Source organism: Trinickia sp. (genome assembly GCF_057351765.1).
On the sequence record NZ_JBMRBK010000059.1, the window covers coordinates 1 to 23,511 of the forward strand.

Annotated in this window: 20 protein-coding genes; 14 read left to right on the forward strand and 6 right to left on the reverse strand. The window is 63.7% G+C overall.

The window, feature by feature from the left end:
* The 4 genes from paaD to ACO1XS_RS15735 form a co-directional block, all read left to right on the forward strand.
* On the forward strand, positions 1 to 468 hold a 468-nt coding region (gene paaD / locus ACO1XS_RS15720; protein ID WP_486391126.1), incomplete at its 5' end, for a 1,2-phenylacetyl-CoA epoxidase subunit PaaD.
* Positions 469 to 470: 2 nt separating this feature from the next.
* Complete coding sequence (gene paaE / locus ACO1XS_RS15725) at positions 471 to 1,559, forward strand: 1,2-phenylacetyl-CoA epoxidase subunit PaaE (protein WP_486391127.1); 1,089 nt, start codon at positions 471 to 473, stop codon at positions 1,557 to 1,559.
* 135 nt (positions 1,560 to 1,694) lie between these two features.
* Entirely contained in the window at positions 1,695 to 2,309 is a 615-nt protein-coding gene (locus ACO1XS_RS15730; protein ID WP_331571945.1) for a TetR/AcrR family transcriptional regulator, read from the forward strand.
* Between the two features lie 241 nt (positions 2,310 to 2,550).
* Positions 2,551 to 3,216 carry a GNAT family N-acetyltransferase gene (locus ACO1XS_RS15735; protein WP_486391128.1) on the forward strand — a complete coding sequence of 222 codons (666 nt, stop codon included), beginning with the start codon at positions 2,551 to 2,553 and terminating at the stop codon, positions 3,214 to 3,216.
* A gap of 17 nt (positions 3,217 to 3,233) precedes the next feature.
* On the opposite strand, the gene ACO1XS_RS15740 is transcribed toward ACO1XS_RS15735, so the two are convergent.
* A complete protein-coding gene (locus ACO1XS_RS15740) occupies positions 3,234 to 3,725 on the reverse strand; it encodes an Lrp/AsnC family transcriptional regulator (protein WP_331571941.1) in 492 nt (163 codons plus the stop codon).
* Between the two features lie 164 nt (positions 3,726 to 3,889).
* On the opposite strand from ACO1XS_RS15740, the gene hppD reads away from it, so the two are divergent.
* Positions 3,890 to 4,987, forward strand: coding sequence for a 4-hydroxyphenylpyruvate dioxygenase (gene hppD / locus ACO1XS_RS15745; RefSeq protein WP_481579948.1), 1,098 nt, complete (start codon positions 3,890 to 3,892; stop codon positions 4,985 to 4,987).
* A 108-nt stretch (positions 4,988 to 5,095) separates the two neighbouring features.
* Here hppD and ACO1XS_RS15750 read toward each other — a convergent pair whose 3' ends face one another.
* On the reverse strand, positions 5,096 to 5,302 hold the full coding sequence (locus ACO1XS_RS15750) for a hypothetical protein (protein WP_331571937.1): 207 nt from the start codon (positions 5,300 to 5,302) through the stop codon (positions 5,096 to 5,098).
* 353 nt (positions 5,303 to 5,655) lie between these two features.
* Here ACO1XS_RS15750 and ACO1XS_RS15755 point away from each other — a divergent pair, with 353 nt between their 5' ends.
* Positions 5,656 to 9,234, forward strand: a complete 3,579-nt coding sequence (locus tag ACO1XS_RS15755) for an indolepyruvate ferredoxin oxidoreductase family protein (RefSeq protein ID WP_486391129.1) — start codon at positions 5,656 to 5,658, stop codon at positions 9,232 to 9,234.
* An 81-nt stretch (positions 9,235 to 9,315) separates the two neighbouring features.
* Here ACO1XS_RS15755 and ACO1XS_RS15760 read toward each other — a convergent pair whose 3' ends face one another.
* On the reverse strand, positions 9,316 to 11,586 hold the full coding sequence (locus ACO1XS_RS15760; protein ID WP_331571934.1) for an NADP-dependent malic enzyme: 2,271 nt from the start codon (positions 11,584 to 11,586) through the stop codon (positions 9,316 to 9,318).
* A gap of 302 nt (positions 11,587 to 11,888) precedes the next feature.
* Between ACO1XS_RS15760 and ACO1XS_RS15765 the strand changes: the two genes are divergently transcribed.
* A complete protein-coding gene (locus tag ACO1XS_RS15765; protein ID WP_173259619.1) occupies positions 11,889 to 12,575 on the forward strand; it encodes an orotate phosphoribosyltransferase in 687 nt (228 codons plus the stop codon).
* Positions 12,576 to 12,653: 78 nt separating this feature from the next.
* On the opposite strand, the gene ACO1XS_RS15770 is transcribed toward ACO1XS_RS15765, so the two are convergent.
* Positions 12,654 to 13,292: a response regulator gene (locus tag ACO1XS_RS15770; protein WP_331571967.1), complete on the reverse strand. Its 639-nt coding sequence runs from the start codon at positions 13,290 to 13,292 to the stop codon at positions 12,654 to 12,656.
* A 281-nt stretch (positions 13,293 to 13,573) separates the two neighbouring features.
* Between ACO1XS_RS15770 and ACO1XS_RS15775 the strand changes: the two genes are divergently transcribed.
* From ACO1XS_RS15775 to ACO1XS_RS15795, 5 genes are all read left to right on the forward strand, one after another.
* A complete protein-coding gene (locus ACO1XS_RS15775) occupies positions 13,574 to 14,215 on the forward strand; it encodes a YbhB/YbcL family Raf kinase inhibitor-like protein (RefSeq protein ID WP_486391130.1) in 642 nt (213 codons plus the stop codon).
* 120 nt (positions 14,216 to 14,335) lie between these two features.
* Positions 14,336 to 15,286: an N-acetyl-gamma-glutamyl-phosphate reductase gene (argC, locus tag ACO1XS_RS15780; protein ID WP_331571932.1), complete on the forward strand. Its 951-nt coding sequence runs from the start codon at positions 14,336 to 14,338 to the stop codon at positions 15,284 to 15,286.
* 483 nt (positions 15,287 to 15,769) lie between these two features.
* On the forward strand, positions 15,770 to 17,131 hold the full coding sequence (locus tag ACO1XS_RS15785) for a DUF2957 domain-containing protein (protein ID WP_486391131.1): 1,362 nt from the start codon (positions 15,770 to 15,772) through the stop codon (positions 17,129 to 17,131).
* A gap of 153 nt (positions 17,132 to 17,284) precedes the next feature.
* Positions 17,285 to 18,505 (forward strand): DUF2957 domain-containing protein, encoded by a 1,221-nt coding sequence (locus ACO1XS_RS15790; RefSeq protein WP_331571927.1) that lies wholly within the window; start codon positions 17,285 to 17,287, stop codon positions 18,503 to 18,505.
* 96 nt (positions 18,506 to 18,601) lie between these two features.
* Positions 18,602 to 19,435 carry an OmpW/AlkL family protein gene (locus ACO1XS_RS15795; protein WP_331571925.1) on the forward strand — a complete coding sequence of 278 codons (834 nt, stop codon included), beginning with the start codon at positions 18,602 to 18,604 and terminating at the stop codon, positions 19,433 to 19,435.
* 318 nt (positions 19,436 to 19,753) lie between these two features.
* On the opposite strand, the gene ACO1XS_RS15800 is transcribed toward ACO1XS_RS15795, so the two are convergent.
* Positions 19,754 to 20,218, reverse strand: coding sequence for a response regulator (locus tag ACO1XS_RS15800; protein ID WP_331571923.1), 465 nt, complete (start codon positions 20,216 to 20,218; stop codon positions 19,754 to 19,756).
* A gap of 450 nt (positions 20,219 to 20,668) precedes the next feature.
* Between ACO1XS_RS15800 and ACO1XS_RS15805 the strand changes: the two genes are divergently transcribed.
* Both ACO1XS_RS15805 and ACO1XS_RS15810 read left to right on the forward strand, forming a co-directional pair.
* The gene (locus tag ACO1XS_RS15805) at positions 20,669 to 21,127 is read left to right on the forward strand and encodes a DUF2844 domain-containing protein (RefSeq protein ID WP_486391132.1); all 459 of its coding nucleotides are present in this window, start codon (positions 20,669 to 20,671) and stop codon (positions 21,125 to 21,127) included.
* Positions 21,128 to 21,140: 13 nt separating this feature from the next.
* Positions 21,141 to 22,406 (forward strand): DUF3443 domain-containing protein, encoded by a 1,266-nt coding sequence (locus ACO1XS_RS15810; protein WP_486391133.1) that lies wholly within the window; start codon positions 21,141 to 21,143, stop codon positions 22,404 to 22,406.
* Here the strand turns inward: ACO1XS_RS15810 and ACO1XS_RS15815 are convergent.
* Complete coding sequence (locus tag ACO1XS_RS15815; protein WP_486391134.1) at positions 22,400 to 23,434, reverse strand: LysR family transcriptional regulator; 1,035 nt, start codon at positions 23,432 to 23,434, stop codon at positions 22,400 to 22,402. The genes ACO1XS_RS15810 and ACO1XS_RS15815 overlap by 7 nt on opposite strands.
* Positions 23,435 to 23,511: the final 77 nt, after the last annotated feature.

Genomic DNA, 23,511 nt, shown 5'->3' on the forward strand with positions numbered 1-23,511 from the left:
ATTCCGGTCGTATCGATCCGCGATCTCGGCATCTTGCGAGAGGTGAGACGAGCGGCCGACGGCACGCTCGAAGTCGTCATCACGCCGACCTATTCGGGGTGCCCGGCCATGTCGCAGATCGCCGAGGACATTGGCCGCGCGCTCGATGCCGAAGGCCTTGCGCCCTATCGCATCGAAACGGTTCTGGCGCCGGCATGGACGACCGACTGGATCACGGAGGCGGCGCGCGAAAAACTGCGCGAATACGGCATCGCGCCGCCCACCGGGTCCGCGGCGGTAGATCCGGCCCACGGATCCGGTGCCGAGAGCGTCATCCGCTTCGCGCCGCGCGCGAACGAAGCCCCGCCGTGCCCGCGCTGCGGCTCCGCCCAAACGCAACGGCTCGCGCAATTCAGCTCGACAGCATGCAAGGCGCTCTATCGTTGCCTCGATTGCCGCGAACCATTCGACTACTTCAAACCTTACTGAACATGGCGACTCCGCAATTTCATTCGCTGCGCATCCGCGAGGTGCGGCCCGAAACCGCCGATGCGGTCTCCGTTTCCTTCGAGGTGCCGCCCGAACTGCGCGATGCCTACCGGTTCACGCAAGGCCAGTTCGTTACGCTCAAAGCTCATGTCGATGGCGTCGAGATGCGGCGCTCCTATTCGATCTGCGTCGGCGTCACCGACTACGAGCGCGACGGCGAACTGCGCATCGGCGTCAAACGCGTGCGGGGCGGGCGGTTCTCGAATTTCGCATTCGAGACGCTGCAACCGGGCCATACGATCGATGTAATGACGCCCGATGGACGTTTCTTCACGCATTTGAACGCGGAGCACGGCAAGCAATACGTCGCGTTCGCGGGCGGCTCGGGCATCACGCCCGTGCTCGCGATCGTCAAGACGACGCTCGAGATGGAACCGCGCAGCAGGTTCACGCTCATCTATGGCAACCGCGATGTCGACTCGATCATGTTCGCGGAGTTGCTCGAGGATCTCAAGAACCGGTACATGAGCCGTTTCGCGCTTTACCACGTGCTGTCGGACGACATTCAGGAGGTCGAACTATTCAATGGCGTGCTCGACGAAGCAAAGTGCAAGGCATTTCTCGAAGAGCTGATACCTGCGTCCTCCATCGACGAAGCGTTCATTTGCGGGCCCGCTCCGATGATGGATGCGGCCGAGCGGGCGCTCGCGGCCGCCGGTGTCGAGCCAGCCCGCATCCATGTCGAACGGTTCGGTACGCCGCTGCCGCAGGCTGGGGCGCCCGCGGTCGAGATCACGGAGCAAACGCGCGCCGCCGACCTCGAAATCGTGCTCGACGGCAAACGTCGCAAGCTCCGCCTGCCTTACGAAGGGCCGAGCCTGCTCGACGTCGGCCTGCATGCGGGGCTCGCGCTGCCTTACGCCTGCAAAGGCGGGGTGTGCTGCACGTGCCGGGCGAAGGTGATCGAGGGCGAAGTGAAGATGGATAAGAACTACACGCTCGAAGAGCCTGAAATCCGCGACGGTTTCGTACTCACTTGCCAGTGTCACCCTGTCAGCGAGCGGGTTGTAGTGAGCTACGACGAACGCTGAGCCGGGCGTTGCGGCGTTTGACTTAAACTAGCGGCCCGAGCGGGCGACCCGCCGCGCGACGCAGCTCGACAAGCCGCGTCGCGCGGCGTTTCGCGTTTTACGCCGCAAGCTTGCTACCTTCATCGTCACGAGTTCATGGCCCGTACCCGAGCACCCGATCACGAAGCCCAGCGCGACCAGATCCTCGAACTGGCAGCCGCCAAATTCGCGCAAACGAGTTACCCCAGCACGTCGATGGCCGATCTTGCAGCCGCCAGCGGCACGTCGAAAGCCCGCCTCTATCACTATTACGAGAGCAAGGAAGCGATCCTGTTCGACCTCCTCGACCGGTACACGCTGCGGCTCATGCTCATCATCGCGGAGGTCGAAGGCTCGAGTCAGCGTCGCGGGCTGTCCGAGCGCCAGACCTTCGCCGAACTGATCCGGGCCTTTCTGGCCGAGTACGAAACCTCGCACAGTCGCCATATCGCATTGCTCAACGACGTGAAATATCTTGTCGACACCCAGCGCGAAGTGATCCTCGATCGGCAGCGCGACGTCGTCGCCGCCTTCGCGCGCCAGTTGTCGCGCGCCTACCCCGAACGGGTCACGAAGGAAAACCAGACGTCCGTCACGATGATGGTCTTCGGCATGATCAATTGGACCTTCACCTGGCTCAAACCCGGCGGCCGTTTGCGCTATGAGGACTTCGCCGCGCAAGTCGTGGACATGCTGGAACACGGTCTCGCGGCACCTGGCGATGCCGCCTGACTTCACTCGACGCTGCATCGCAGCATTTCAATGACCCGAGAGCGGCCCTCTCTCGGCGTTGTACCCGAAAAGCAACAAACTTAGCTTATTCTTTAAAATCAATACGTTGCACGCAGTCATCTTCGCCTGTTAGAGCCACCCCTCGGCAGAAATACGGGTTTTCCCCAGTGTCAAACATGCGTTTCAAGTAGAATTCGCACTGCGGCGCAGCAATGCGCCTGCCAGATATTGGGAGAAGCCTATGAATACGCCCCGCCTCCGCGCTGCCTCGCAGGACCGCAACGATTGGCGCTCGCAAGACAACGGTCATGAACTCGTTCTCGTCCGGGAACTGACGGCCGGCGACCGCGAGCGCCTGCTCGCTCACTTTCTGGCGCTGCAGTCCGACGATCGCCTCCTGCGCTTTGGTCAGGCCGCATCCGATCAGGTCGTTGAAAACTACGTCCGCACGATCGATTTCGAGCGGGACACCGTCTTTGGCGTGTTCGACAGCGCACTCGACGTGGTCGGCGTGGGCCACTTGGCCTACCTTCCCGCCGAGGGCGAAAAACGTACGGCCGAATTCGGCGTTTCCGTGCTCGAGCGCTCGCGCGGCAAAGGTATCGGCACACGGCTTTTCGAGCGCGCGACCATGCGTTGCCGCAACACGCACGTCACCACGCTGTATATGTACTGTCTGTCGCGCAACACGACGATGATGCATATCGCGAAGAAAGCGGGAATGCGCATCGAGTACGCTTACGGCAGCGCGGACGCCTATCTGACGCTGCCGCCGGCGGATCAGACCAGCATCCTCTCCGAAATGCTCCACGAACAAGCTGCCGCGTTCGACTTCGCGATCAAACGCCAGACGCAGCGCACGACCGAAATCATCGAAGCTCTGCTCCCTACGGACGCGCTCGCGTAACGGCGCCACCGAGCACTTCAGACGATCGGCAATGCCGTCGTTTCCTTGAAGCTTTCCAGCGCAAAGCTCGTTTTGACATCGACGACGGACGGGTGGTGCAGCAACTGCTCCTGCACGAAGCGCGAAAAATGCACCATGTCCTGCACCTGCACGCGTAACAGGTAGTCCATCTCGCCCGTCATCGCATGGCAGGCGACGACTTCGGGCCAAGCCTGGACCGCGGCGCGAAAGAGTTCCGCGTGCGTCGTCCCCGCCCGTCCTGTCGCGCCCCCGCGTTTTTCCAGACGCACATTCACGTAGGCGAGCAATCCGAGGCCGAGCTTTTGCGCATCGAGCAGCGCGACATAGCCGCGAATCACGCCGGCCTCCTCGAGGCGCCGGATCCGGCGCAAGCACGGGCTCGGCGAGAGATTCACGCGGTCCGCGATGTCCTGATTCGATGCCCGCCCATTTTCCTGAAGAATGGCGAGAATGCGCCGGTCGACCGCATCGAGTTCGATTTGGGCCATTTTCATCGTCCTGAAACGCCATCGTTGGCAGTAAGTTGCGCAATCGTAGTCAGCCGGAGCGCAACTCGCAACATTTTGTCGCCCGTCGAGCTATACACTTGCGTTTATCCGTAGGCGTTGCGGCGCGTGTCCAGGTGGGCGCGGACCGCCCATAGGAGACACGCATGCAGTTCCAAACATGGGAGAACCCCGTCGGCACCGACGGTTTCGAATTCATCGAATACACGGCCCCCGATCCCAAAGCGCTCGGCAAACTGTTCGAGCGCCTCGGCTTCACGGCCATCGCGCGGCACCGTCACAAAGACGTGACGCTTTACCGGCAAGGCGGCATCAACTTCATCGTCAACGCGGAGCCCGACTCGTTCGCTCAGCGTTTCGCGCGCCTGCATGGGCCGTCGATCTGCGCCATCGCTTTTCGGGTCAAGGATGCGGCCAAGGCGTACCGGCATGCGCTCGAACTGGGCGCCTGGGGTTTCGATAACAAGACGGGGCCGATGGAGTTGAACATCCCCGCCATCAAGGGCGTCGGCGATTCGTTGATCTATTTCGTCGACCGCTGGCGCGGCAAGCACGGTGCGGCCGCCGGCAGCGTCGGCGATATCGATATCTACGACGTCGACTTCGAGCCGATTTCCGGCGCGAATCCGAACCCGGTCGGCCACGGCCTCACCTATATCGACCATCTCACGCATAACGTGCATCGCGGCCGCATGCGCGAATGGGCCGCTTTTTACGAGCGGCTCTTCAACTTCCGCGAGGTCCGCTACTTCGACATCGAAGGCAAGGTGACAGGCGTCAAATCGAAAGCCATGACATCGCCGTGCGGCAAGATCCGTATTCCGATCAACGAGGAAGGTTCGGAAACGGCCGGGCAAATCCAGGAGTACCTCGACGCCTATCACGGCGAAGGCATTCAGCACATCGCGCTAGGCACGAACGATATCTATCGTACGGTCGACGGCCTGCGCGAGCGGGGCATCCAATTGCTCGATACGGTCGATACCTACTACGAGCTCGTCGAGAAGCGCGTGCCCGGACATGGCGAGCCGCTCGACGAACTGCGCCGCCGCAAGATACTGATCGACGGCGCGAAGGGCGATCTGCTGCTGCAGATCTTCACCGAGAACCAGATCGGCCCGATCTTCTTCGAGATCATTCAGCGCAAGGGCAATCAAGGGTTCGGCGAGGGCAATTTCAAGGCGTTGTTCGAATCGATCGAACTCGATCAGATCCGGCGGGGCGTCGTGGACGACAAGGGCTGATCCGGGGTCACTGGGCGCCCAACAACGAAAAAGGCGGAACGCCCGCAGTAGTGCAAGCGTTCCGCCCTTCCGTGCTCGTCTATTGGAGCGCGTCGAGCCGAGGCGATCTCAGCGACGCGCGGCGAATACTTCCTCGTCGGGGGACGCTTCCCCCGCGGCATATTGATCCGCACCCGCGCCGGCCATGCGTACGCTGTGCGACACGGCGGCTGCCAGGCTCCCCGGCGTTTCGGCGCTCGTGGGGCGAACCGGAAGGTTCATGGCGAAAAATGCGGCGGAAACCATCAGAAAGCTCTGAACGTTTCGTTTGTTCATCTGTACTCCTTTTTCTCTTTCGCGCCCGATGCAGCCAGGCGCGAGTCGTTTACGGCACTCGCGTATTTCAGCGAGAACGCAATTAGACCAGGGGCGCCGCCGCGGTTCCATCTTCCATACAGTGCGTTACGTCGGTTACAGACGGATACGGCGTCCCCGTTATGAGATGTCTTTAACCCGTGCTCCGGGGGTTACTGCTGCGTATCGGCGATTTTTGACGTCCTGCGGCGGGTTTCTCCCAGTGCTACCATCTGCAAAAAACCGTCAATATGGCGGCCCCGGCCGACGCGTCCACAAGATGCCGACGCCCACGAAGTTTTGGCGATCCCAAACAGGTTGGAGGAGTCCACATAATGAATGCCCCGCTAGACGCAGGCCAGCGAGCCTCGCTCGAAGCCGCGTTGTCTTCCGTCACGCTCGACGACAAATACACCCTAGAACACGGCCGCGCCTATATGAGCGGCATCCAGGCGCTCGTCAGGCTGCCGATGCTGCAGCAAGCGCGCGATCAGATGGCCGGGCTCAATACAGCGGGATTCATATCCGGCTACCGAGGCTCCCCGCTCGGCGGACTCGACCTCGCGCTTTGGAAAGCCAAGAAGCATCTCGCGAGCCACCGCGTCGTCTTTCAGCCCGGCGTCAACGAAGATCTGGCCGCCACAGCCGTATGGGGTACGCAGCAGGTCAATCTGTACCCGAGCGCCAAATACGATGGCGTCTTCTCCATGTGGTACGGCAAAGGCCCCGGCGTCGATCGCTCGGCCGATGTGCTCAAGCATGGCAATTCGGCGGGTTCTGCGCAACACGGCGGCGTGCTCGTGCTGGCAGGAGACGATCACGCCTGCAAATCCTCGACGCTCGCGCACCAATCCGAACATGTCTTCAAGGCATGCGGGTTGCCGGTGCTGTTTCCGTCGAACGTCCAGGAGTACCTCGATTTCGGCTTGCACGGCTGGGCGATGAGCCGTTACTCCGGCTTGTGGGTCGCGATGAAATGCGTGACCGATGTCGTCGAGTCGTCGGCCTCGGTCGATATCGATCCGCAGCGCACGCAGATCGTCTTGCCGGGCGACTTCGTGCTGCCCGAAGGCGGCCTGAACATTCGCTGGCCCGATCCGCCTCTCGTGCAGGAAGCCCGGCTGCTCGATTACAAGTGGTACGCGGCGCTGGCCTACGTGCGTGCGAACAAGCTCGATCGCATCGAAATCGATTCGCCGCAAGCGCGCTTCGGCATCATCACCGGCGGGAAAGCTTATCTCGACACGCGCCAGGCTCTCGTCGATCTCGGACTCGATGACGAAACCTGCTCGCGCATCGGCATTCGGCTCTACAAGGTGGGCTGCGTCTGGCCGCTCGAAGCGCAAGGCGCACATGCGTTCGCGCGAGGATTGCAGGAGATCCTCGTCGTCGAGGAGAAGCGGCAGATTCTCGAGTATGCAATCAAGGAAGAGCTTTACAACTGGCCCGACGGCCAGCGTCCGCGCGTGTTCGGCAAGTTCGACGAGAAAGACGGCGCGGGCGGCGAATGGTCGGTGCCGATGGGCAACTGGCTGCTGCCGGCGCATTACGAACTCTCGCCCGCATTGATTGCGAAGGCGATTGCCACGCGGTTGGAGAAATTCGATCTGCCCGCCGAGGTGCGCGCGCGTATCGGCGCGCGCCTGGCCGTCATCGACGCCAAGGAAAAAGCACTCGCCAAGCCGCGCGTGGCGATCGAGCGCAAGCCCTGGTTCTGCTCGGGCTGTCCGCACAACACGTCGACGAACGTGCCGGAAGGCTCGCGCGCGATGGCCGGCATCGGCTGCCATTACATGACGGTCTGGATGGACCGCAACACGAGCACGTTCAGCCAGATGGGCGGCGAAGGTGTGGCCTGGACCGGGCAAGCGCCGTTCACGAACGACAACCACGTGTTCGCGAATCTGGGCGATGGCACCTACTTTCATTCAGGACTGCTCGCCATTCGCGCCGCCATCGCGGCCAAAGTCAACATCACCTACAAGATTCTCTACAACGACGCCGTCGCAATGACGGGCGGGCAACCCGTCGACGGGGTGCTGACGGTGCCGCAGATCACGCACCAGCTCGCTGCCGAAGGCGCGGCCAAGATCGTCATCGTCACCGACGAGCCGCAAAAATACGACGGCACGACGCTGCTGGCGCCCGGTGTGACGATCCATCATCGCGATACGCTCGACGCTGTGCAACGCGAGCTGCGGGAGATCCCCGGCACGACGATCCTCATCTACGACCAGACCTGTGCGACCGAAAAGCGGCGCCGCCGCAAGAAAGGGCAGTTTCCCGATCCGGCGCGGCGCGTCGTCATCAACGAGGCGGTCTGCGAAGGGTGCGGCGATTGCTCGGTCCAATCGAACTGCCTGTCGGTCGAACCGCTCGAAACGGAGTTCGGCACGAAGCGGCAAATCAATCAGTCGAGCTGCAACAAGGACTTCTCGTGTCTGAAGGGCTTCTGCCCGAGCTTCGTGACCGTGGAAGGCGGGCAGCTACGCAAGCCCAAGCCGCTCGGCGCCGATGCGGGTGAACTGCCCGAGGTGCCCGAACCCGTACTGCCCGAAATCGGGCGTCCCTATGGCGTACTGGTCACGGGTGTAGGCGGAACCGGCGTGGTGACGATCGGCGCGCTCATCGGTATGGCCGCGCATCTCGAACAAAAGGGCGTCACGGTACTCGATGTGACCGGGCTCGCGCAAAAAGGCGGCGCGGTCATGAGCCATGTGCAGATCGCCAATGCGCCCGCGGATATTCATGCCACGCGGATCGCAATGGGCGAAGCCGAACTCGTCATCGGCTGCGATGCGATCGTGACGGCCAGCGACGAATGCACGTCGCGGATGCAGTATGGGCAAACGCGCGTCGTCGTGAACAGCTCGAAGACGCCGACGGCCGATTTCATCAAGAACCCGGACTGGACCTTCCCGGGATCGAGCACCGAGAACGACGTGCGTGCGGCGGCGGGCGACGCCGTCGATTTCGTCGATGCGAACCGTTTCGCCGTCGCGCTGCTTGGCGACGCGATCTACACGAACCCGTTCGTGCTCGGCTATGCGTGGCAGCGCGGCTGGCTGCCACTCTCGCACCGCTCGCTCGTGCGCGCGATCGAGCTCAACGGCGTGCAGGTGGAGAAAAACATCGCGGCGTTCGAGTGGGGCCGCCGTGCGGCCCACGACCCGGCCAGCGTGCAGCAAGGCGCCAACCCGACAGCCGCGCGCGAGACGGCGGGCGCCACCGTGATCTCGCTGCATACGAAAAAGGCCCTCGATGCCCTCATCGCCAAGCGCATCGAGCACCTCACCGCTTATCAAAACGCTGCGTATGCCGAACGTTACCGCTCGCTCGTCGATGTGGTGCGCGCGGCGGAGCGCAACATCGAAGGCGATACCGCCAACGAGCCGCTGACCGAAGCCGTAGCGCGCAACCTTCACAAGCTGATGGCGTACAAGGACGAGTACGAGGTCGCGCGGCTGCAGACGGACCCCGCGTTTATCGCCAAATTGCAGGCCCAGTTCGAAGGCGATTGGAAGCTGAATTTCCACTTGGCCCCGCCGCTTCTCGCGAAGAAGGATGCCAATGGCCGTCTGATCAAGAAGCAATACGGCCCGTGGATGTTGTCGGCGTTCAAGGTGGTGGCCAAGCTGAAGTTCCTGCGCGGCTCGACGCTCGATCCGTTCGGCAAGACCGAAGAGCGCCGCACGGAGCGCGCGCTGATCGGCGAGTACGAGGGGCTCGTGCGCGAGTTGATCGCCGGACTCAACGCCGATAACCGCGCACTCGCGATCGAGCTTGCGAATCTGCCTGACGGGATTCGTGGCTACGGTCACGTGAAGGAGAACAACCTGCGGGCGGTACGCGCGAAGTGGAACGATCTCGCGGCGCGCTGGCGTAAGGGGGAGGTGGCGCGGCACGCGGCCTAGCCAAGCACCGCAGCGATTAAAAAAGGCGGCTTCCCTTGCGGGTAGCCGCCTTTTTCATGCGCGCTCTCTCGAGCGCCGGCGTTACTGCACGCGCGCGTTGGCTGCCGCGACCGCCGTCATGTTGATGATCCGGCGCACCGTCGCCGCGGGCGTCAGGATATGGACAGGCTTGGCCGCACCGAGCAGGAACGGGCCGACCGTCACGCCTTCTCCGCCCACCATCTTCAGCAGGTTATAGGTGATGTTGGCCGCCTCGACGTTCGGCATGATGAGCAGGTTCGCCTCGCCGGTCAGCGTCGTACCCGGGAACGATTGTTTGCGGATTGCTTCGGACAGTGCCGCGTCGCCGTGCATTTCGCCGTCCACCTCGAGCTCCGGCGCGCGCGCCGCGATCAACTTGCGCGCCGCCGCCATGCGCTGCGACGATGCCGAGGGCGTGCTGCCGAAGTTCGAGTTCGACAGCAATGCGATCTTCGGCGCGATGCCGAAACGCTCGATCTCGCGGGCGGCAAGGACGGCCATGTCGGCCAGTTGCTCGGCGCTCGGTACCTCGTTGACGTAGGTATCGCAGATGAACAGATTGCGGCCCGGCAGCATCAGCAGGTTCATCGCGGCATAGTGCTCGGCTTGCGCCGCGCGGCCCAACACCTGATCGATGAACTTCAGATGGCTGTGATAGGTGTCGATGAGGCCGCAGATCATGCCGTCGGCGTAACCGAGGTGCACGAGAATCGCACCGATCAGCGTGTTGAACTTGCGCATCGCGGCCTTCGCGACGTCCGGCGTCACGCCTTCGCGCGCGCCGATCTCGTGGTAGGCCTGCCAGCACTGCTGATAGCGCGGATCGTCTTCCGGATTGACGATGTCGAAATCGACTCCGCCCTTGAGCTTCGAGCCCATCTTCTTCAGGCGCATTTCAATGACGGCGGGGCGCCCGATGATGATCGGCTTTGCAATGCCTTCCGTCAGCACGAACTGCGCGGCGCGCAGCACGCGCTCGTCCTCGCCTTCCGCGAACACGATGCGTGCGGCCTTTTGCTTGGCCGCCGCGAACACGGGACGCATGACCATCCCGGTTCGGTAGACCGTGGCGCCGAGCTGCTCCCGGTACGCATCCATGTCCTGGATCGGGCGCGTGGCGACCCCCGAATCCATCGCAGCCTGCGCAACCGCCGGCGCGATCTTGATGATCAGGCGCGGATCGAACGGCTTCGGAATCAAATACTCGGGCCCGAATTCGAGCGAATGACCCTCGTAGGCCTTGGCGACTTCATCGCCCTGGTCCGTCTCCTCGGCCAGCTCCGCGATGGCGCGTACACAGGCGAGCTTCATCTCCTCGGTGATCGTCGTCGCGCCGACATCGAGCGCGCCGCGGAAGATGAACGGAAAGCAGAGAACGTTGTTGACCTGGTTCGGATAGTCCGAGCGGCCCGTGGCGATGATGACGTCGGGGCGCGCGGCCTTCGCGTCCTCGGGGCGAATTTCGGGCTCGGGGTTCGCCAGCGCGAGGATCAGCGGCTTCGCGCCCATCTTCTTGACCATGTCGGGCTTGAGCACGCCGGCGCTCGAGCAGCCGAGGAAGACGTCGGCCGATTCGATCGCGTCGTCGAGCGTGCGTGCCTCGGTCTTGGCCGCATAGCGCTCCTTCGAGGGATCGAGGTTGCCGCGGCCCTGATAGATGACACCCTTCGAATCGACGACGAGGATGTTTTCCCGCGTGAGCCCCAGGTTGACGAGCAGGTCGAGACAGGCAATGGCCGCGGCGCCCGCGCCCGAGCAGACGAGCTTCACGCGCGACAGCTCCTTGCCGACGACCTTCAGACCGTTCAGGATGGCCGCGGACGCAATGATGGCGGTGCCGTGCTGGTCGTCATGAAAGACCGGAATCTTCATGCGCTCGCGCAGCTTCTTCTCGATATAGAAGCACTCGGGCGCCTTGATGTCTTCGAGGTTGATGCCGCCGAGCGTCGGCTCGAGCATCGCAATGGCCTCGACGAGCTTGTCCGGGTCCGACTCGGCGAGTTCGATGTCGAAGACATCGATGCCCGCGAATTTCTTGAAGAGACACCCCTTGCCTTCCATCACCGGCTTCGCCGCGAGCGGGCCGATGTTGCCGAGTCCGAGCACGGCCGTGCCGTTGGTCACGACACCGACGAGATTGCCGCGCGAGGTGTACTTTTGCGCGTCGAGCGGATCCGCGTGAATCGCTTCGCACGCGGCAGCGACACCGGGCGAGTAGGCGAGCGAGAGATCGAGCTGGTTCGACAGCGGCTTGGTCGGCGTCACCGAAATCTTGCCGGGCCGGGGATTCTGATGATACGAGAGGGCGCTTTGCTTCAGTTGTTCGTCCATGATTGACCTGCAAGACGTAATGAATATGGCCCGCGCGCGCCGAAGGGCTCCCGCCGGAAGACGAGGGCCCGCACGCCGTCGGCCGGCACGGTGAGGGCCCGCGGCGTCCTGGCTGCACGCCGCCCGCGCGCCGGCAGCGTTTGCGGGGGTGCTAGTGTACACCTCCCCGGCGGGCCGGCCGGCACCCGCCCCAACTCGGGTAAAATACGCCCCCTGTGCGCGCACGAGCGCGCCGCCGGCTCTTTCGGGCTGCTTCCCGGGCCATTGCGCCCGCCGCGGCCCCTCTCCCCAAGGACTCGCCCATGACAGGCTTCGATCGCCAAACGATCTCCGATACGACCGCCAAGATGCTGCTCGAAGTGCAGGCGGTGCACTTCAATGCCGAAAAACCGTTCATTTTCACGTCCGGCTGGGCCAGCCCGGTGTATATCGACTGCCGCAAGCTGATCTCGTATCCGCGGGTGCGCCGCGGCTTGATGGAGATGGCGGAAGCGACGATTTTGCGCGACGTCGGCTACGAGCAGATCGACGCTGTCGCGGGCGGCGAAACCGCCGGCATCCCGTTCGCGGCGTGGATCGCCGACCGCATGATGCTGCCGATGCAGTACGTGCGCAAAAAGCCCAAGGGGTTCGGGCGCAATGCGCAGATCGAAGGGCTGCTCGAGGAAGGATCGCGCGTGCTGCTCGTCGAAGATCTCACGACGGACAGCCGCAGCAAGATCAACTTCATCAACGCGCTGCGCACGGCCGGCGCACGCGTGAACCACTGCTTCGTCCTCTTTCACTACAACATCTTCAAGGAAAGCGTGTCGGTGCTCAAAGACATCGACGTGGACCTGCACGCGCTCGCCACGTGGTGGGACGTGTTGCGTGTGGCGAAGGCGTCGGGCTACTTCGAAGCGAAAACGCTCGATGAAGTCGAGAAGTTCCTGCACGCGCCGGCCGAATGGTCCGCCGCGCACGGTGGCGCAACGGCCGCACCGCAGTAAGCCGAAGCAAACCGCCGTTCGGTGCACTGAGCGCGGCGAACCCGGTTGACAAACGCCCGTCTTCGCGACGGGCGTTTGTTATTGCGCCGACGATAAATGGCTCAGCCCGGCCGACTGCGCGTACTGGAAGAGCTCCGAATCCCGCGCGAGGCCGAGCTTGCGCAGTGCCGCTGTCTTCTGTGTGCTGACTGTCTTGATGCTGCGGTTGAGCCGCTCAGCGATCTCTTTCATAGTCATGCCGCCCGCGAACAGACGCACGACCTCGAGTTCGCGCGGCGAGAGCGGGGCCTGCTCGCCACGCCCGCCCCCGGCGTTCATCGCCTCGAGCGCCGCGCGCACGGTCGGGCCCGCGTAAGGAAGGCCGCGCGCCACATGGCGAACCGCCAAGCCGATGTGAGACAGATCGTCAGCCTTGCTCACGATGGCGACGACACCGAGTTCGCCGAGCCGCCGAATCAGCGCGGCGTTCTCGAGCATCGTCAGGACGACGACCGGCAGCGCGGGAAAATGCCGCCGCAAATAGCCGATGAGCGGCAGCCCGTCGCCATGGCGGCCGCCCGGCATCGCCAGATCGGTGACGAGCGCGTCGCACGCGACTTGCGCCAACGTCTTGACGAGATCGGTGGACTGGCGCACCTCGGCCACGACGTCGATATCGGGGAAGCGCGCGAGCGCATGCCGCGCACCGAGCAAAATGACCGGATGGTCGTCGGCCATGACGACGCGGATGCGCGCCCCGGGTGCGGGCGCGCTCGTATGCGCCGACGGGGACGGTTCGATAAGCTCGTTCTCGTTCATGAATCCGGATGTCGTGGAGGGGATCGCCGGTGCCGGGCAGACTCCGCGCCAAAGCCGCCGCGCGGCGTGTTGCCCGCGCGACAGCCCGCTCCGGCAGAGAGCCCAAATGTTAGACTCGATTCCGGCCCGGAAGACCGGTTCGGGCCATTAATCACCGCTACGGACGCGCGGTCTCGCGACTCCCGGGGGAGAAACGGCTCATGCTCAAGCCATGCTCGGTCATTGCATCGGTGTGGTTTCGGTTTCGGTTTCGGTTTCGATTTCGGTTTCTGCTCCGCGCGCGGGGACAGGCCGCGGCGCTCGCCTGGGCGGCGCTCGGTCTCGCAGGGTGCGGCATCCCCGCCGCATGGGCCGAGAGCACTTTCACGGTGACGAGCAAGGATCTGCCGCCCGGCGAGCCGCTCGGCAACGCGTTCGTCTACGACAAGAACGGCTGCCACGGGTTGAACCGCTCGCCGCAGTTGCAGTGGAGCGGCGAGCCGCCGGGCACCCGGAGCTTCGCGGTCACGATGGTGGACATCGACGCACCGGGGCCGGGCTGGTGGCACTGGGCCGTTGCCGGTATTCCCGCGAGCGTTCACGCGCTGCCCACGCAGGCGAGCGGCTCGGACCGGCTCAAGCAAATGGGTGCGATCGAGGCGCGCAACGACTATGACGATGCTTCCGGCTACGGCGGCCCCTGCCCGCCCCCTGGCAAACCGCACCGCTATGTCGTCACCGTCTATGCGCTGAACACGGTCGATTTGCGGCTCGCCGCCGGCCGGCCCGCGCTGATGTTCGAGCATGAGATCGGTACGGCGACGCTCGCAAAGGCCCGCATCACGGTAACGTACGGCCGCTGAGCCCAGCATTCGCGCCGACCGCCTCGAAATTGCCCGGCTTTCGCGCCAAGGCCGTAAAATCACGGTTTGGGCGCGCGGCAGCGCCGTCTATGTCAATCCGGTGAAACCAGCGAGATCGAAATGAGCACCAAAGTTTTTGTCGATGGGCAGGAAGGCACGACTGGCCTGAAGATTTACGAGTACCTGTCGCGACGTGCCGATATCGAAATCCTGCGGATCGACGAGGCCAAGCGCAAGGACATCGACGAACGTCGCCGGCTCATCAACGCATCCGATGTCACATTCCTCTGCTTGCCCGATGTCGCCTCGCGCGAATCGGTCGGCCTCGTCGATAACGACAAGACGGTGGTCATCGACGCCAGTACGGCGTTTCGCACACATGCCGATTGGGCGTACGGGCTGCCCGAACTCACGCGTACGCAGCGAGAGCGGATTCGTCGCGCCAAGCGCGTTGCCGTGCCGGGTTGCCATGCTTCGGCGTTCGTGCTTGCAATGCGCCCGCTCGTCGAGGCAGGCGTCGTCACACCCGCGTTCACGGCGCATGCGTATTCGATCACCGGGTACAGCGGCGGCGGCAAGAAGATGATCGCCGAGTACGAGGCCAGCCCGCCCGTTGCGAAGCTCGCGAGCCCGCGTCCGTATGCCCTCGCGCTCGGTCACAAGCACCTGCCCGAAATGACCGTGCACGGCGGGCTCCAGGCGACGCCTGTTTTCACGCCGATCGTCGGCAATTTCTATAAGGGCCTCGCCGTCACGACGTCGTTCTCGGCGGCCGAACTCGGCAAACGCGTCACGCCGCGCGACGTGCAAGCGCTCTATGCCGAGTACTACGCCGGCGAAGCGTTCGTGCGCGTCGCGCCGTTCGACGCCGAGGACAACCTCGATGCCGGCTTTTTCGACGTACAAGCCTCCAACGAGACGAACCGAGTCGACCTCTTCGTGTTCGGCAACGAGGAACGCTTCGTGACCGTGGCGCGGCTCGACAATCTCGGCAAAGGCGCTTCAGGCGCGGCGATCCAATGTATGAATCTCTGTATCGGTGCAGCCGAAGATTCGGGTCTCGCCCGCTGATTTGCTAGCGCAATTGCTTTTCAGATTGCTTCCGGTAAAGCCGGCCTCCAATGGCCGGCTTTATTTTTTGCGCGCCACCGCAATTGGAAAGATTGGAAAGGTCAACGTCAGACTAGCCGGCAAGGCGTAACTTTCGTAACCAAAGTTTGCAAATCTCCACCAAGCCGAATTAAACCGAAGCCGCCGCGCCTCGGGAATCTCCGTATTTTCATCGTCATTGTTCCGAGCCTTGCGGCATCCGCGCGCCGCCTCGCTCCGGCCTGCGTCACGTCATGCGCCACTTCATGCGCCGTGCCAATGTTGCGCGATCGATCCAGCGCTTGAAACGCTTTTTCGTTTCAATTCGCCCGAACGAGGCCGCCCCGTATTAGTTGACGGCCGGCGCGGCCGTTTGAATTAGCTTTTTTAGACGCCTTTATCAATTGACAGAAAAAAAATGCACGGCGACATTACGCCGCATAACGAGATCAGGGAGACAAAGGCATGCAAACTGCCATTTCAAGGGGCTTGCTGTCGGTACTCGTCAGCATTCCCCTCGTTTCAGCTTGCTCGGGCGGCTCGAGCAGCTCCGCATCCGCCTCGGGCGCGTCCCAGTGCTCCGGTGCCAGTTGCGGCATTCAGGGCGCACCAACGTCGGCCGCGATCCAGCCGCTTTGCCCAACCGAAGCGAGCATCGCTCAGAACACCTATCTTGGCGGCGCCGGCAGCGGTGAGATCGTCAGCCTGAAGATCGATCCGACTTCGATGAGCTATACGCTCGAGTGGCTCGAATCCCCGATTCCGCTGACGGCAGGGCAAGTCACGCCGACACGCGCCGGCGCGACGATCACGGGTGCCGTCACCCATCGCACGGATTTGCCGAGCGCGGAGCAAAACCGCTGCGCGTTCGTCCTGCAACCGGGCAACGGGACCGCGAGCGACGGTTCCGCTTATGCGACGACCGGCAGTTTCAACGCGAGCAACCCACCGACGATCTTCGTGGGCTACGGCGTGGCAGGCGGCGGCATCCCGGGCGCGGAGGTGCAGTACCCGGGCATCTTGGGCCTCTTCTCGGTGCCCGACCGCAAGTTCGACTTCTATCCGTTCATCGGTTTTGCCGATGTCGATACGAACCTGGCCGACCTCAAAGGCACCTACAACGGGCTCGTCTATCACCTGCAGCCTTCGGACAACTACCGCGCCGTGGGCACGAATACCACGGAGACGTTCGACGCGAGCGGCAATTGCACGTCGAGCGCGGGCAGCTGCACGACGACGGGCGGCACCTGGGCGGCCGCCAGCGCGGGCAGCTACTTCACGAGCGGCAACCCGCCGCGCATCGTCGGCGGCGCGACGCTCGGCAGCGGCGCGCACGCCAACATGGTGCTCGCCAGGTTCAACGGCGCGCTCGTGCCCATCATTGTGCGAACGGGTTACGCGAACCCCGGCACGTTGACCGTCGACGACGAGTCCGGCATCGCGATGCTGGCTGCGGCCGGCAACATCGCATCGGGCACGCTCGACGGCGGCTTCGTCGGCGCCGATTCGAACTTCAAGTACACGGCCACGTTGATCCAGGGCACATCGGGCAAGTTCGTCGATCCCCCCACGAGCACGGCCGAAAGCACGTTCACGCTCGACTATCCGTCCTCGAATCAGGGGCTCCTCAGTGTGCAGGACAGCGCCGGCAACGCGGGCTTCGCGATCGCCACGGGCTTCTCGCCGAGCTCCACGGTGGGCGGCCTGTTCGCGATTCTGCTGCAGGGCACGGAAAACGGCGGCATCGCTGCGTCGTCGTCGATCGTGGGACAGACGACGAGCTCGACGCCCTATTTCGGCATCGGCGCGTTCGCGGGCGCGCACTGAGCGCAACGCGCGGCGCTTCGAGCGGTCATTCGAATCGGCCAACGTCTACGAGGAGGCAAGCAACCCGTATCAGTCAGCACGACGAACGAAGAGGCGCGCCGACAGGGAGCCGGCCGCCCGATAACGATAAACGAAGTACAAGGAGGAACGGTTATGAGCTGGAAAGCCCTTTTGGCGCTGGCGGCAGCGCTCGTCCTGGCCGGATGCGGTGGCGGCGGAGGCGGCGGTTCGCCCGCCCCGGTCGTCGACCGGCTTTGCCCCGCATCGCTCGACTACAACACCGTCTTCACGGGCGGCGGCGGCGATGGCGAACTCGTGCAAATGCGCATCGATACGACCAAGATGACCTGGCAGGTCAACTATGTCGAGTCGCCCGTTCCACAAACCACCGGCACCGCCACGCCGACGCGTGCGGGTACTCAACAGTCGGGCACGCTGACACAGGAAACGTTGCTGCCGACGGCCAAGCAGAACCAGTGCGCGTTCTATCTGAACGGCGCGAGCCTCGATCCCAATCGGCCCGCGCGCATCTTCGTGGGCGAAGGCGTACTCGGCGGCACGATCCCGGGCAAGGAGCTGCAATACAACGGGATGGCCGGCGTCGGCGCGATTGCCGATACGACGTTCCCCTACTACCCGTTCATCGGTTTTTCCTCGCTCGAGACCAATCTCGCCAATGTGGCAGGGACCTATAACCAGCTCGGCTTTCATGAGGTGCCTTCGCAGAACTTCCTGCAGGTGGCGGTCGACACGAAGATCACGCTCAACGCGAACGGCACCTGGACCGAATGCGACAACACCGGCGTCAATGCCGGCAAGTGCCAGCAGCCCGGTACGAACTGGGTACTGTCGTCCGACGGCAGCGGGGCATTCGAAACCGACAACTTCCAGGGGCAGGCCAAGCCCACGCTCGCCAGTTCCCCGCAAGGCAAAGGCTTCATGATCGTGGGCAAGCTGCGCGGCCAGCTCGTACCGATCCTCATTCGCACCGGCTACGCCAATCCGAATCTGCTCGTCGCGGACGACGAATCGGGCATTTCGATCCTCGCGCCGCAATCGAAGATTGCCGTGAATGCGGAGGACGGGCAGTACATCGGCGTCGACAGCCAGTTCGACTACCGCGCGACGGCACTGATCGGCACACAGGCCACGATGCTCGATCCGTATCACCCATCGCAGGCATCGCTCGCCACGGCATTGAACCTCGACTTCGCACAGAGCGTCCCCGGCGTCGTGACGTCGACCAAAGTGGGCGCGTCCTCGGCGAGCGGCAAGCTGATCTTCACGGGCGGCGTGTTCGGTTATCTCGACCAATCGAATGCATCGTCGCCCTACTTCACGATCAACGCATTCGTGCAGTTGCCGACGCAGTAGCGCACCGCGGTAAGGAATCTGGCACCCGCCGCGCCCGAAGCCGCCGACGAGCGGCCGGCGCGGCACATAACAAACGCTGCACAGGGAGAGTCAACGATGAAAAAGATCCACGCCGCGGCCTGGGCCGCTTCCGCGCTCTGCGTTTCGGGCGCCGCTTACGGCCAGCACGCCGGCGAGAACGTCGTCTCACTCGGCTGGTTCCACATCATGCCGCAGGACTCCAGCACGCCGCTCACGACCTCTGTGTCGCCCCAGCCGATCGATACTCCGCTGCGTCTTCCGAGTTCGTTCACGTCGTCGGGCAGCGGCTTGTCCACGAACAACGCCGATACGGCCGGTCTCGTCATCAGCCATTTCTTCACCGATCACATCGCGCTGACGACGGTGGCAGGCGTGCCGCCGACGTTCAAGATGTACGGCCACGGCAAGGTGGTGCCGCCCGGCCCGTCCGCTGCGCTGGGCACGGTCAATCTCGACGATCCCTCCAACGAGCCGATCGTCAAAAGCGTGCGCCAGTGGAGCCCGGCCGTCCTGCTTCAGTATTACTTCGCCTCCGCGACGGCACGCTTCAGACCGTTCGTCGGCGTCGGCGTCTCATACAACTGGTTCTCCGATATTCAGCTCAATCCGAACTTCGTGACGTCGACGCAGAACAATCTGGGCGCCGTATTGGCTGCCGGCGCGAACAAGCCCGGCGTGACGAAAGTCGAAGCCAAGGCTTCGTCTTCGTGGGCACCCGTCTTCAATGTGGGCGGCGCGTACAGCTTTTCGAAGCACTGGGGGGTGACCGCATCGCTGACTTACATCCCGCTGAAGACCAAATCGTCCGTCATCGTCAAGGCTGCGGACGGTTCGGTGCTCGGCGTAACGCAGGGCGACTTGAAGGCGAATCCGCTCATCACGTACGTGGCGCTGTCCTACAAGTTTTGATCGAGGGCGGGCGCTAGTCCGAGCCATTCTCAGAGCCGATGTTCATGGCCAATGTCAATCGGCGATTTCTGCACTACCGCCTGGCGGGATGGCCCGATTTCAGTGTTTCACGGCCGCTGCCCAGGCAGGGGTCAAGGGCCGGGGCCGGCAGCGAGACAGGCGTTTGCCCGCTACAGGCAAAAAAAAGCCCGCCAAGTTGGCGGGCTGAATCCATATCAGAGGAGACATGGAGGAGACAGTTCCAACTCTAGCAAACCGCTTGGTGCGTCGCAACACGATGCCGTAATCGAAATGGGTTTCGTTGCGCATATACAACATTCATACAAGTGTCATCGAAAGCAGAAAGTTCAACTGATCCGCGCCGACGGGTTTCACCCAGTGCACGTCGTATCCGGCCGCCATTGCCATCTCGCGGTATTGAGGCTGCCCCCATCCGGTCAACGCAATCAGCAAAAGCGGCCGCTTACCGGCGATTTCGCGCAAGCTGCGCGCGATTGCCAGATCTTCGCGCTGCGGCGTGCCGATATCGACGAACGCTGCGTCGGGCAACTGTTCGCGGGCGATCGAAAGCGCCTCGGCCGCGTCGCGCGCCGGCTGCGCTTCGTATCCCATGCTTTCGATCAAGTAAGCGAGGCCCGAGAGCGCATCGGCATCGCGATCCACGATCAGGACGCGCTTGCGCTCGGCCTCGGGCGGCACGTCGACAAGCTCACGCTGCGGCAGCTCGCGCGTGCCCGGCAGTTGGCCCGGGGCTGACCCGGTCGACCGAGAGTCCGATTTCATTGTCTCGTCATCCTTGGCTCCCCGGTAGGGGACCCGATAGCGACGTCTTCTGATTCGTCGGCGCAATTGCCGCGGGAGGGGGATGTACGACGCGCCCCACCCCGAGATCCGTATTCATCTTCAGCGCCCAGTTAAAAATAGAGCTTTTTTCGGCGCGCGGACAAAGTTTTTTTCCGCCATTCGTTAGACGCGCCACGTTGGCGTCGTTTCATACGCAACCGACGATGCCGATCGGCATCGCACCCTTGTTTCGTGCGGCTCACCGTCGAAGCACGTCGAAGCGTCGAACGTTCTCGCGCTCGCCCGTCTCGCCAGTCGGTCCTCTCCGGTGCGCCGCGCCGCTCTCGCCCGGCCCATACCGCCCTAAAGTTGCGCGCCATGCTTCCGTAGACGCAGCAGCACCTCATGTGCACCCGCTCCGTTCTTTGCGTCTTGTATGAAGGAAGTGTCGTGAATTCACGCTTTTTTGCGCGCGCCGCGCGCATGCTCGTGCTTCTGCCTTGTCTCTCGAATGCGCCCGCGCACGCAGCGTTGGGCGGCCAAGCCGAAACGGTCGATGGCGACACTACCGCCATGCATGCCATTGGACACGCAAGCCGCGTGCAAGGTCTCTATATTGTTCACACCATTACGCTACCTTCCGGCACGGTCGTGCGCGAATATGTCGCTTCGTCGGGCCGGGTGTTCGGCGTCGCATGGGAGGGACCCACGTTGCCCGACCTGAGGGCGACGCTCGGCGATGCGTTCGATCGCTACGTCAGCGCGAGCGCGGCAGGACGCAAAGCCGCGCTCGCCGTCGCGGCGAGCGATCTCGTCATCTATTCCGGCGGACATCTGCGGGCCTTCTCCGGACAGGCGTATCTGCCGCAGGCCTTGCCGTCCGGTGTCGACGCAAGCGTCGTTCGATAACGGGAGGCTCGCCATGCACCGAACTTTCCGGTCGATCACGCTCGCATTGGCTGCGCTCATCGCACTCGCCGTGACGGCGTGCGGGGGCGGGGGCGGCTCGAGCGGCGGTACAGCGTCGGCCGCCGCGTCCAACAACAATGTATCGACTACGCCGAACGGGAATACCAACGCGACGGCCCATGCCGCCAACGTTGCGCCGATCACCGTCGACAATGGCATCTCGGGCGTGCCCAACATGCCGTTCGTCAGCGTGACGGTCTGCGCGCCCGGCACGTCGAACTGCCAGACGATCGATCATGTGCTCGTCGACACCGGCTCATGGGGGCTGCGCCTGTTCGCCTCGCAACTGACGAGCGCGGCCGCACTGCCGCAGCAAACCGATGCAAGCGGCAATGCGCTCGCCGAATGCATGCAGTTCTTCGACGGCTACACGTGGGGCCCGGTGCGTCTCGCCGACGTCAAGATCTCCGGCGAAACGGCGAGCGCGCTGCCGGTGCAGCTCATCGATCCGAACTACGCCGCCGTGCCGGCGAGCTGCTCGAACACCGGTACGGCGCGTAATACACCGGGCGCACTGGCGGCAAACGGCATCCTCGGGATCGGCGTGTTCAAGCACGACTGCGGCGCCGCGTGCGCACAGCAAGCAATTGCCGGCACCTATTACGCCTGCTCGGGCACATCGTGCACGTCGATTGCCGTGGAGGAGCGCCTGCAGGTTGCCAATCCGGTCCCCTACTTTGCCACTGACAACAACGGCGTCATCGTCAGTCTTCCCGCGATCGCGCCGAGCGGCGCGACCAGCGTCGACGGTCAATTGATCTTCGGCATCGGCACCGCAGCGAACAATGGCCTGGGCTCCGCGACGGTGCTGACCGTCGACGCGATGCGCGGCGTGTTCGCCACGTCGGAGAACGGCACGACGTACGCGAGCAGCTTCATCGATAGCGGCTCGACGGGGCTCTTTTTCGCGACCAACCAGATGTCCGCGTGCGCGAGCCCGAACAGCGACTATTACTGCCCTGCCTCCACCACGCAGTTCTTAGCGATCAACCGCGGCGCGAACGGCGTGACGAGTGCGGTCACGTTCAGTGTCGGCAATGCGAGCAACATCGCCCAGAACCGTGCGGGCGCGGCCGCGCTGCCCTTGCTCGCGGGTCCCGCTTTCGTGGGCTCTACCGTGTTCGACTGGGGGTTGCCGTTCTTTTACGGCCGCAATGTCTATGCGGCCATCGAACAGCAAAGCACACCCGGCGGCGTCGGGCCGTACTTCGCTTACTGAGGCTGCGACGATTCGGCGCGCCCCCGCGAGCCGGAACGCGGGCGCCGTGCGGATTTCGTTTCGGGCTCTGCAGGCGACGCCGGGAGCGGCTTCGCGCCCCGGAGCTGCGGTGCCACTGCCATCACGTCGATCAATGCATCGCGCAGCAGCGAAACCGCCCGCATGAGCCGTCCCGGCAAACTGCCGTGCAACAGCCAGACGTTCAGGGTGCCTTCGAAGTCCTCGACATCGAGCGGCTGCAATTGCTCGCAATACGGACTGGCGGCCAGCACGCCCGGCGTCACGACGCCGAGCCCCACGCCGCGCGCAACGAGCGAGAGTTGCAAATCCGAGCCGAATGCTTCGACTGCGACCTCGAACGGCAGACCCAACGCGCGCAGCGCCCGGCTCAGCGTCGAGCGCATGCCGCAGCCGTCCTGATTCAGCACCCATGGATGATGCGACAACTCCTCGAGCGTGGCGCGCGGTCGGCTGCCGCGGCCCGGCCGCGAACGGGCCACCTCGAACGAGCGTGGCGCGACGATGAGCGTGGGCTGCACGGCCAGCAGCGTCGCATTCAACGTGTCGGGCATCGCAAATGCGCCCGGCATCATGACAACCGCCGCATCGACCTCCGCGCGCTGCACGCGCTCGACGAGCGCCGGCGACCAGGCCGCCGTCACCCGCAGCGTGAGCTTCGCAAATGCGCTGCGCAGCCGATCGATCGGCGCCTCGAGCGCCAGCTCCGAGAGAAAGGGCGGCACACCGATCCGCAGTTCGCCGGCCGGCTCGCTATCAGGCGCGGCGACCGCGAGCAGATCGTCGACCGAGCGCAGCACCGCACGCGCCAGCGAATAGACTTCGCGGCCAGCGCCGGTCGGCTTGAGGGGTTTGCTGAACCGGTCGAGCAGCGGCACCCCCAGCGTGGTCTCGAGGTTCTGAATCCGGCGCGTGAGCCCGGGCTGCGTCAGATGCAGTTGGGCGGCGGCACGGACCATCGATCCGTTATCGACCACCGCCACGAAAGCTTGCAGATCGCGTGTGTTCAAAACAACTCCGCATAATCAATATCGACATATTTCAATTGTCGCATAACACCGGGCATCCTACGATGGGCACTCGATCG

What these genes read in the sequence shown, in the direction of transcription:
- paaE (WP_486391127.1), top strand. Translation starts at nt 471, where the DNA reads ATGGCGACTCCGCAATTTCATTCGCTGCGCATCCGCGAGGTGCGGCCC.
- ACO1XS_RS15730 (WP_331571945.1), top strand. Translation starts at nt 1,695, where the DNA reads ATGGCCCGTACCCGAGCACCCGATCACGAAGCCCAGCGCGACCAGATC.
- ACO1XS_RS15735 (WP_486391128.1), top strand. Translation starts at nt 2,551, where the DNA reads ATGAATACGCCCCGCCTCCGCGCTGCCTCGCAGGACCGCAACGATTGG.
- ACO1XS_RS15740 (WP_331571941.1), bottom strand. Translation starts at nt 3,725, where the DNA reads ATGGCCCAAATCGAACTCGATGCGGTCGACCGGCGCATTCTCGCCATT.
- hppD (WP_481579948.1), top strand. Translation starts at nt 3,890, where the DNA reads ATGCAGTTCCAAACATGGGAGAACCCCGTCGGCACCGACGGTTTCGAA.
- ACO1XS_RS15750 (WP_331571937.1), bottom strand. Translation starts at nt 5,302, where the DNA reads ATGAACAAACGAAACGTTCAGAGCTTTCTGATGGTTTCCGCCGCATTT.
- ACO1XS_RS15755 (WP_486391129.1), top strand. Translation starts at nt 5,656, where the DNA reads ATGAATGCCCCGCTAGACGCAGGCCAGCGAGCCTCGCTCGAAGCCGCG.
- ACO1XS_RS15760 (WP_331571934.1), bottom strand. Translation starts at nt 11,586, where the DNA reads ATGGACGAACAACTGAAGCAAAGCGCCCTCTCGTATCATCAGAATCCC.
- ACO1XS_RS15765 (WP_173259619.1), top strand. Translation starts at nt 11,889, where the DNA reads ATGACAGGCTTCGATCGCCAAACGATCTCCGATACGACCGCCAAGATG.
- ACO1XS_RS15770 (WP_331571967.1), bottom strand. Translation starts at nt 13,292, where the DNA reads ATGGCCGACGACCATCCGGTCATTTTGCTCGGTGCGCGGCATGCGCTC.
- ACO1XS_RS15775 (WP_486391130.1), top strand. Translation starts at nt 13,574, where the DNA reads ATGCTCAAGCCATGCTCGGTCATTGCATCGGTGTGGTTTCGGTTTCGG.
- argC (WP_331571932.1), top strand. Translation starts at nt 14,336, where the DNA reads ATGAGCACCAAAGTTTTTGTCGATGGGCAGGAAGGCACGACTGGCCTG.
- ACO1XS_RS15785 (WP_486391131.1), top strand. Translation starts at nt 15,770, where the DNA reads ATGCAAACTGCCATTTCAAGGGGCTTGCTGTCGGTACTCGTCAGCATT.
- ACO1XS_RS15790 (WP_331571927.1), top strand. Translation starts at nt 17,285, where the DNA reads ATGAGCTGGAAAGCCCTTTTGGCGCTGGCGGCAGCGCTCGTCCTGGCC.
- ACO1XS_RS15795 (WP_331571925.1), top strand. Translation starts at nt 18,602, where the DNA reads ATGAAAAAGATCCACGCCGCGGCCTGGGCCGCTTCCGCGCTCTGCGTT.
- ACO1XS_RS15800 (WP_331571923.1), bottom strand. Translation starts at nt 20,218, where the DNA reads ATGAAATCGGACTCTCGGTCGACCGGGTCAGCCCCGGGCCAACTGCCG.
- ACO1XS_RS15810 (WP_486391133.1), top strand. Translation starts at nt 21,141, where the DNA reads ATGCACCGAACTTTCCGGTCGATCACGCTCGCATTGGCTGCGCTCATC.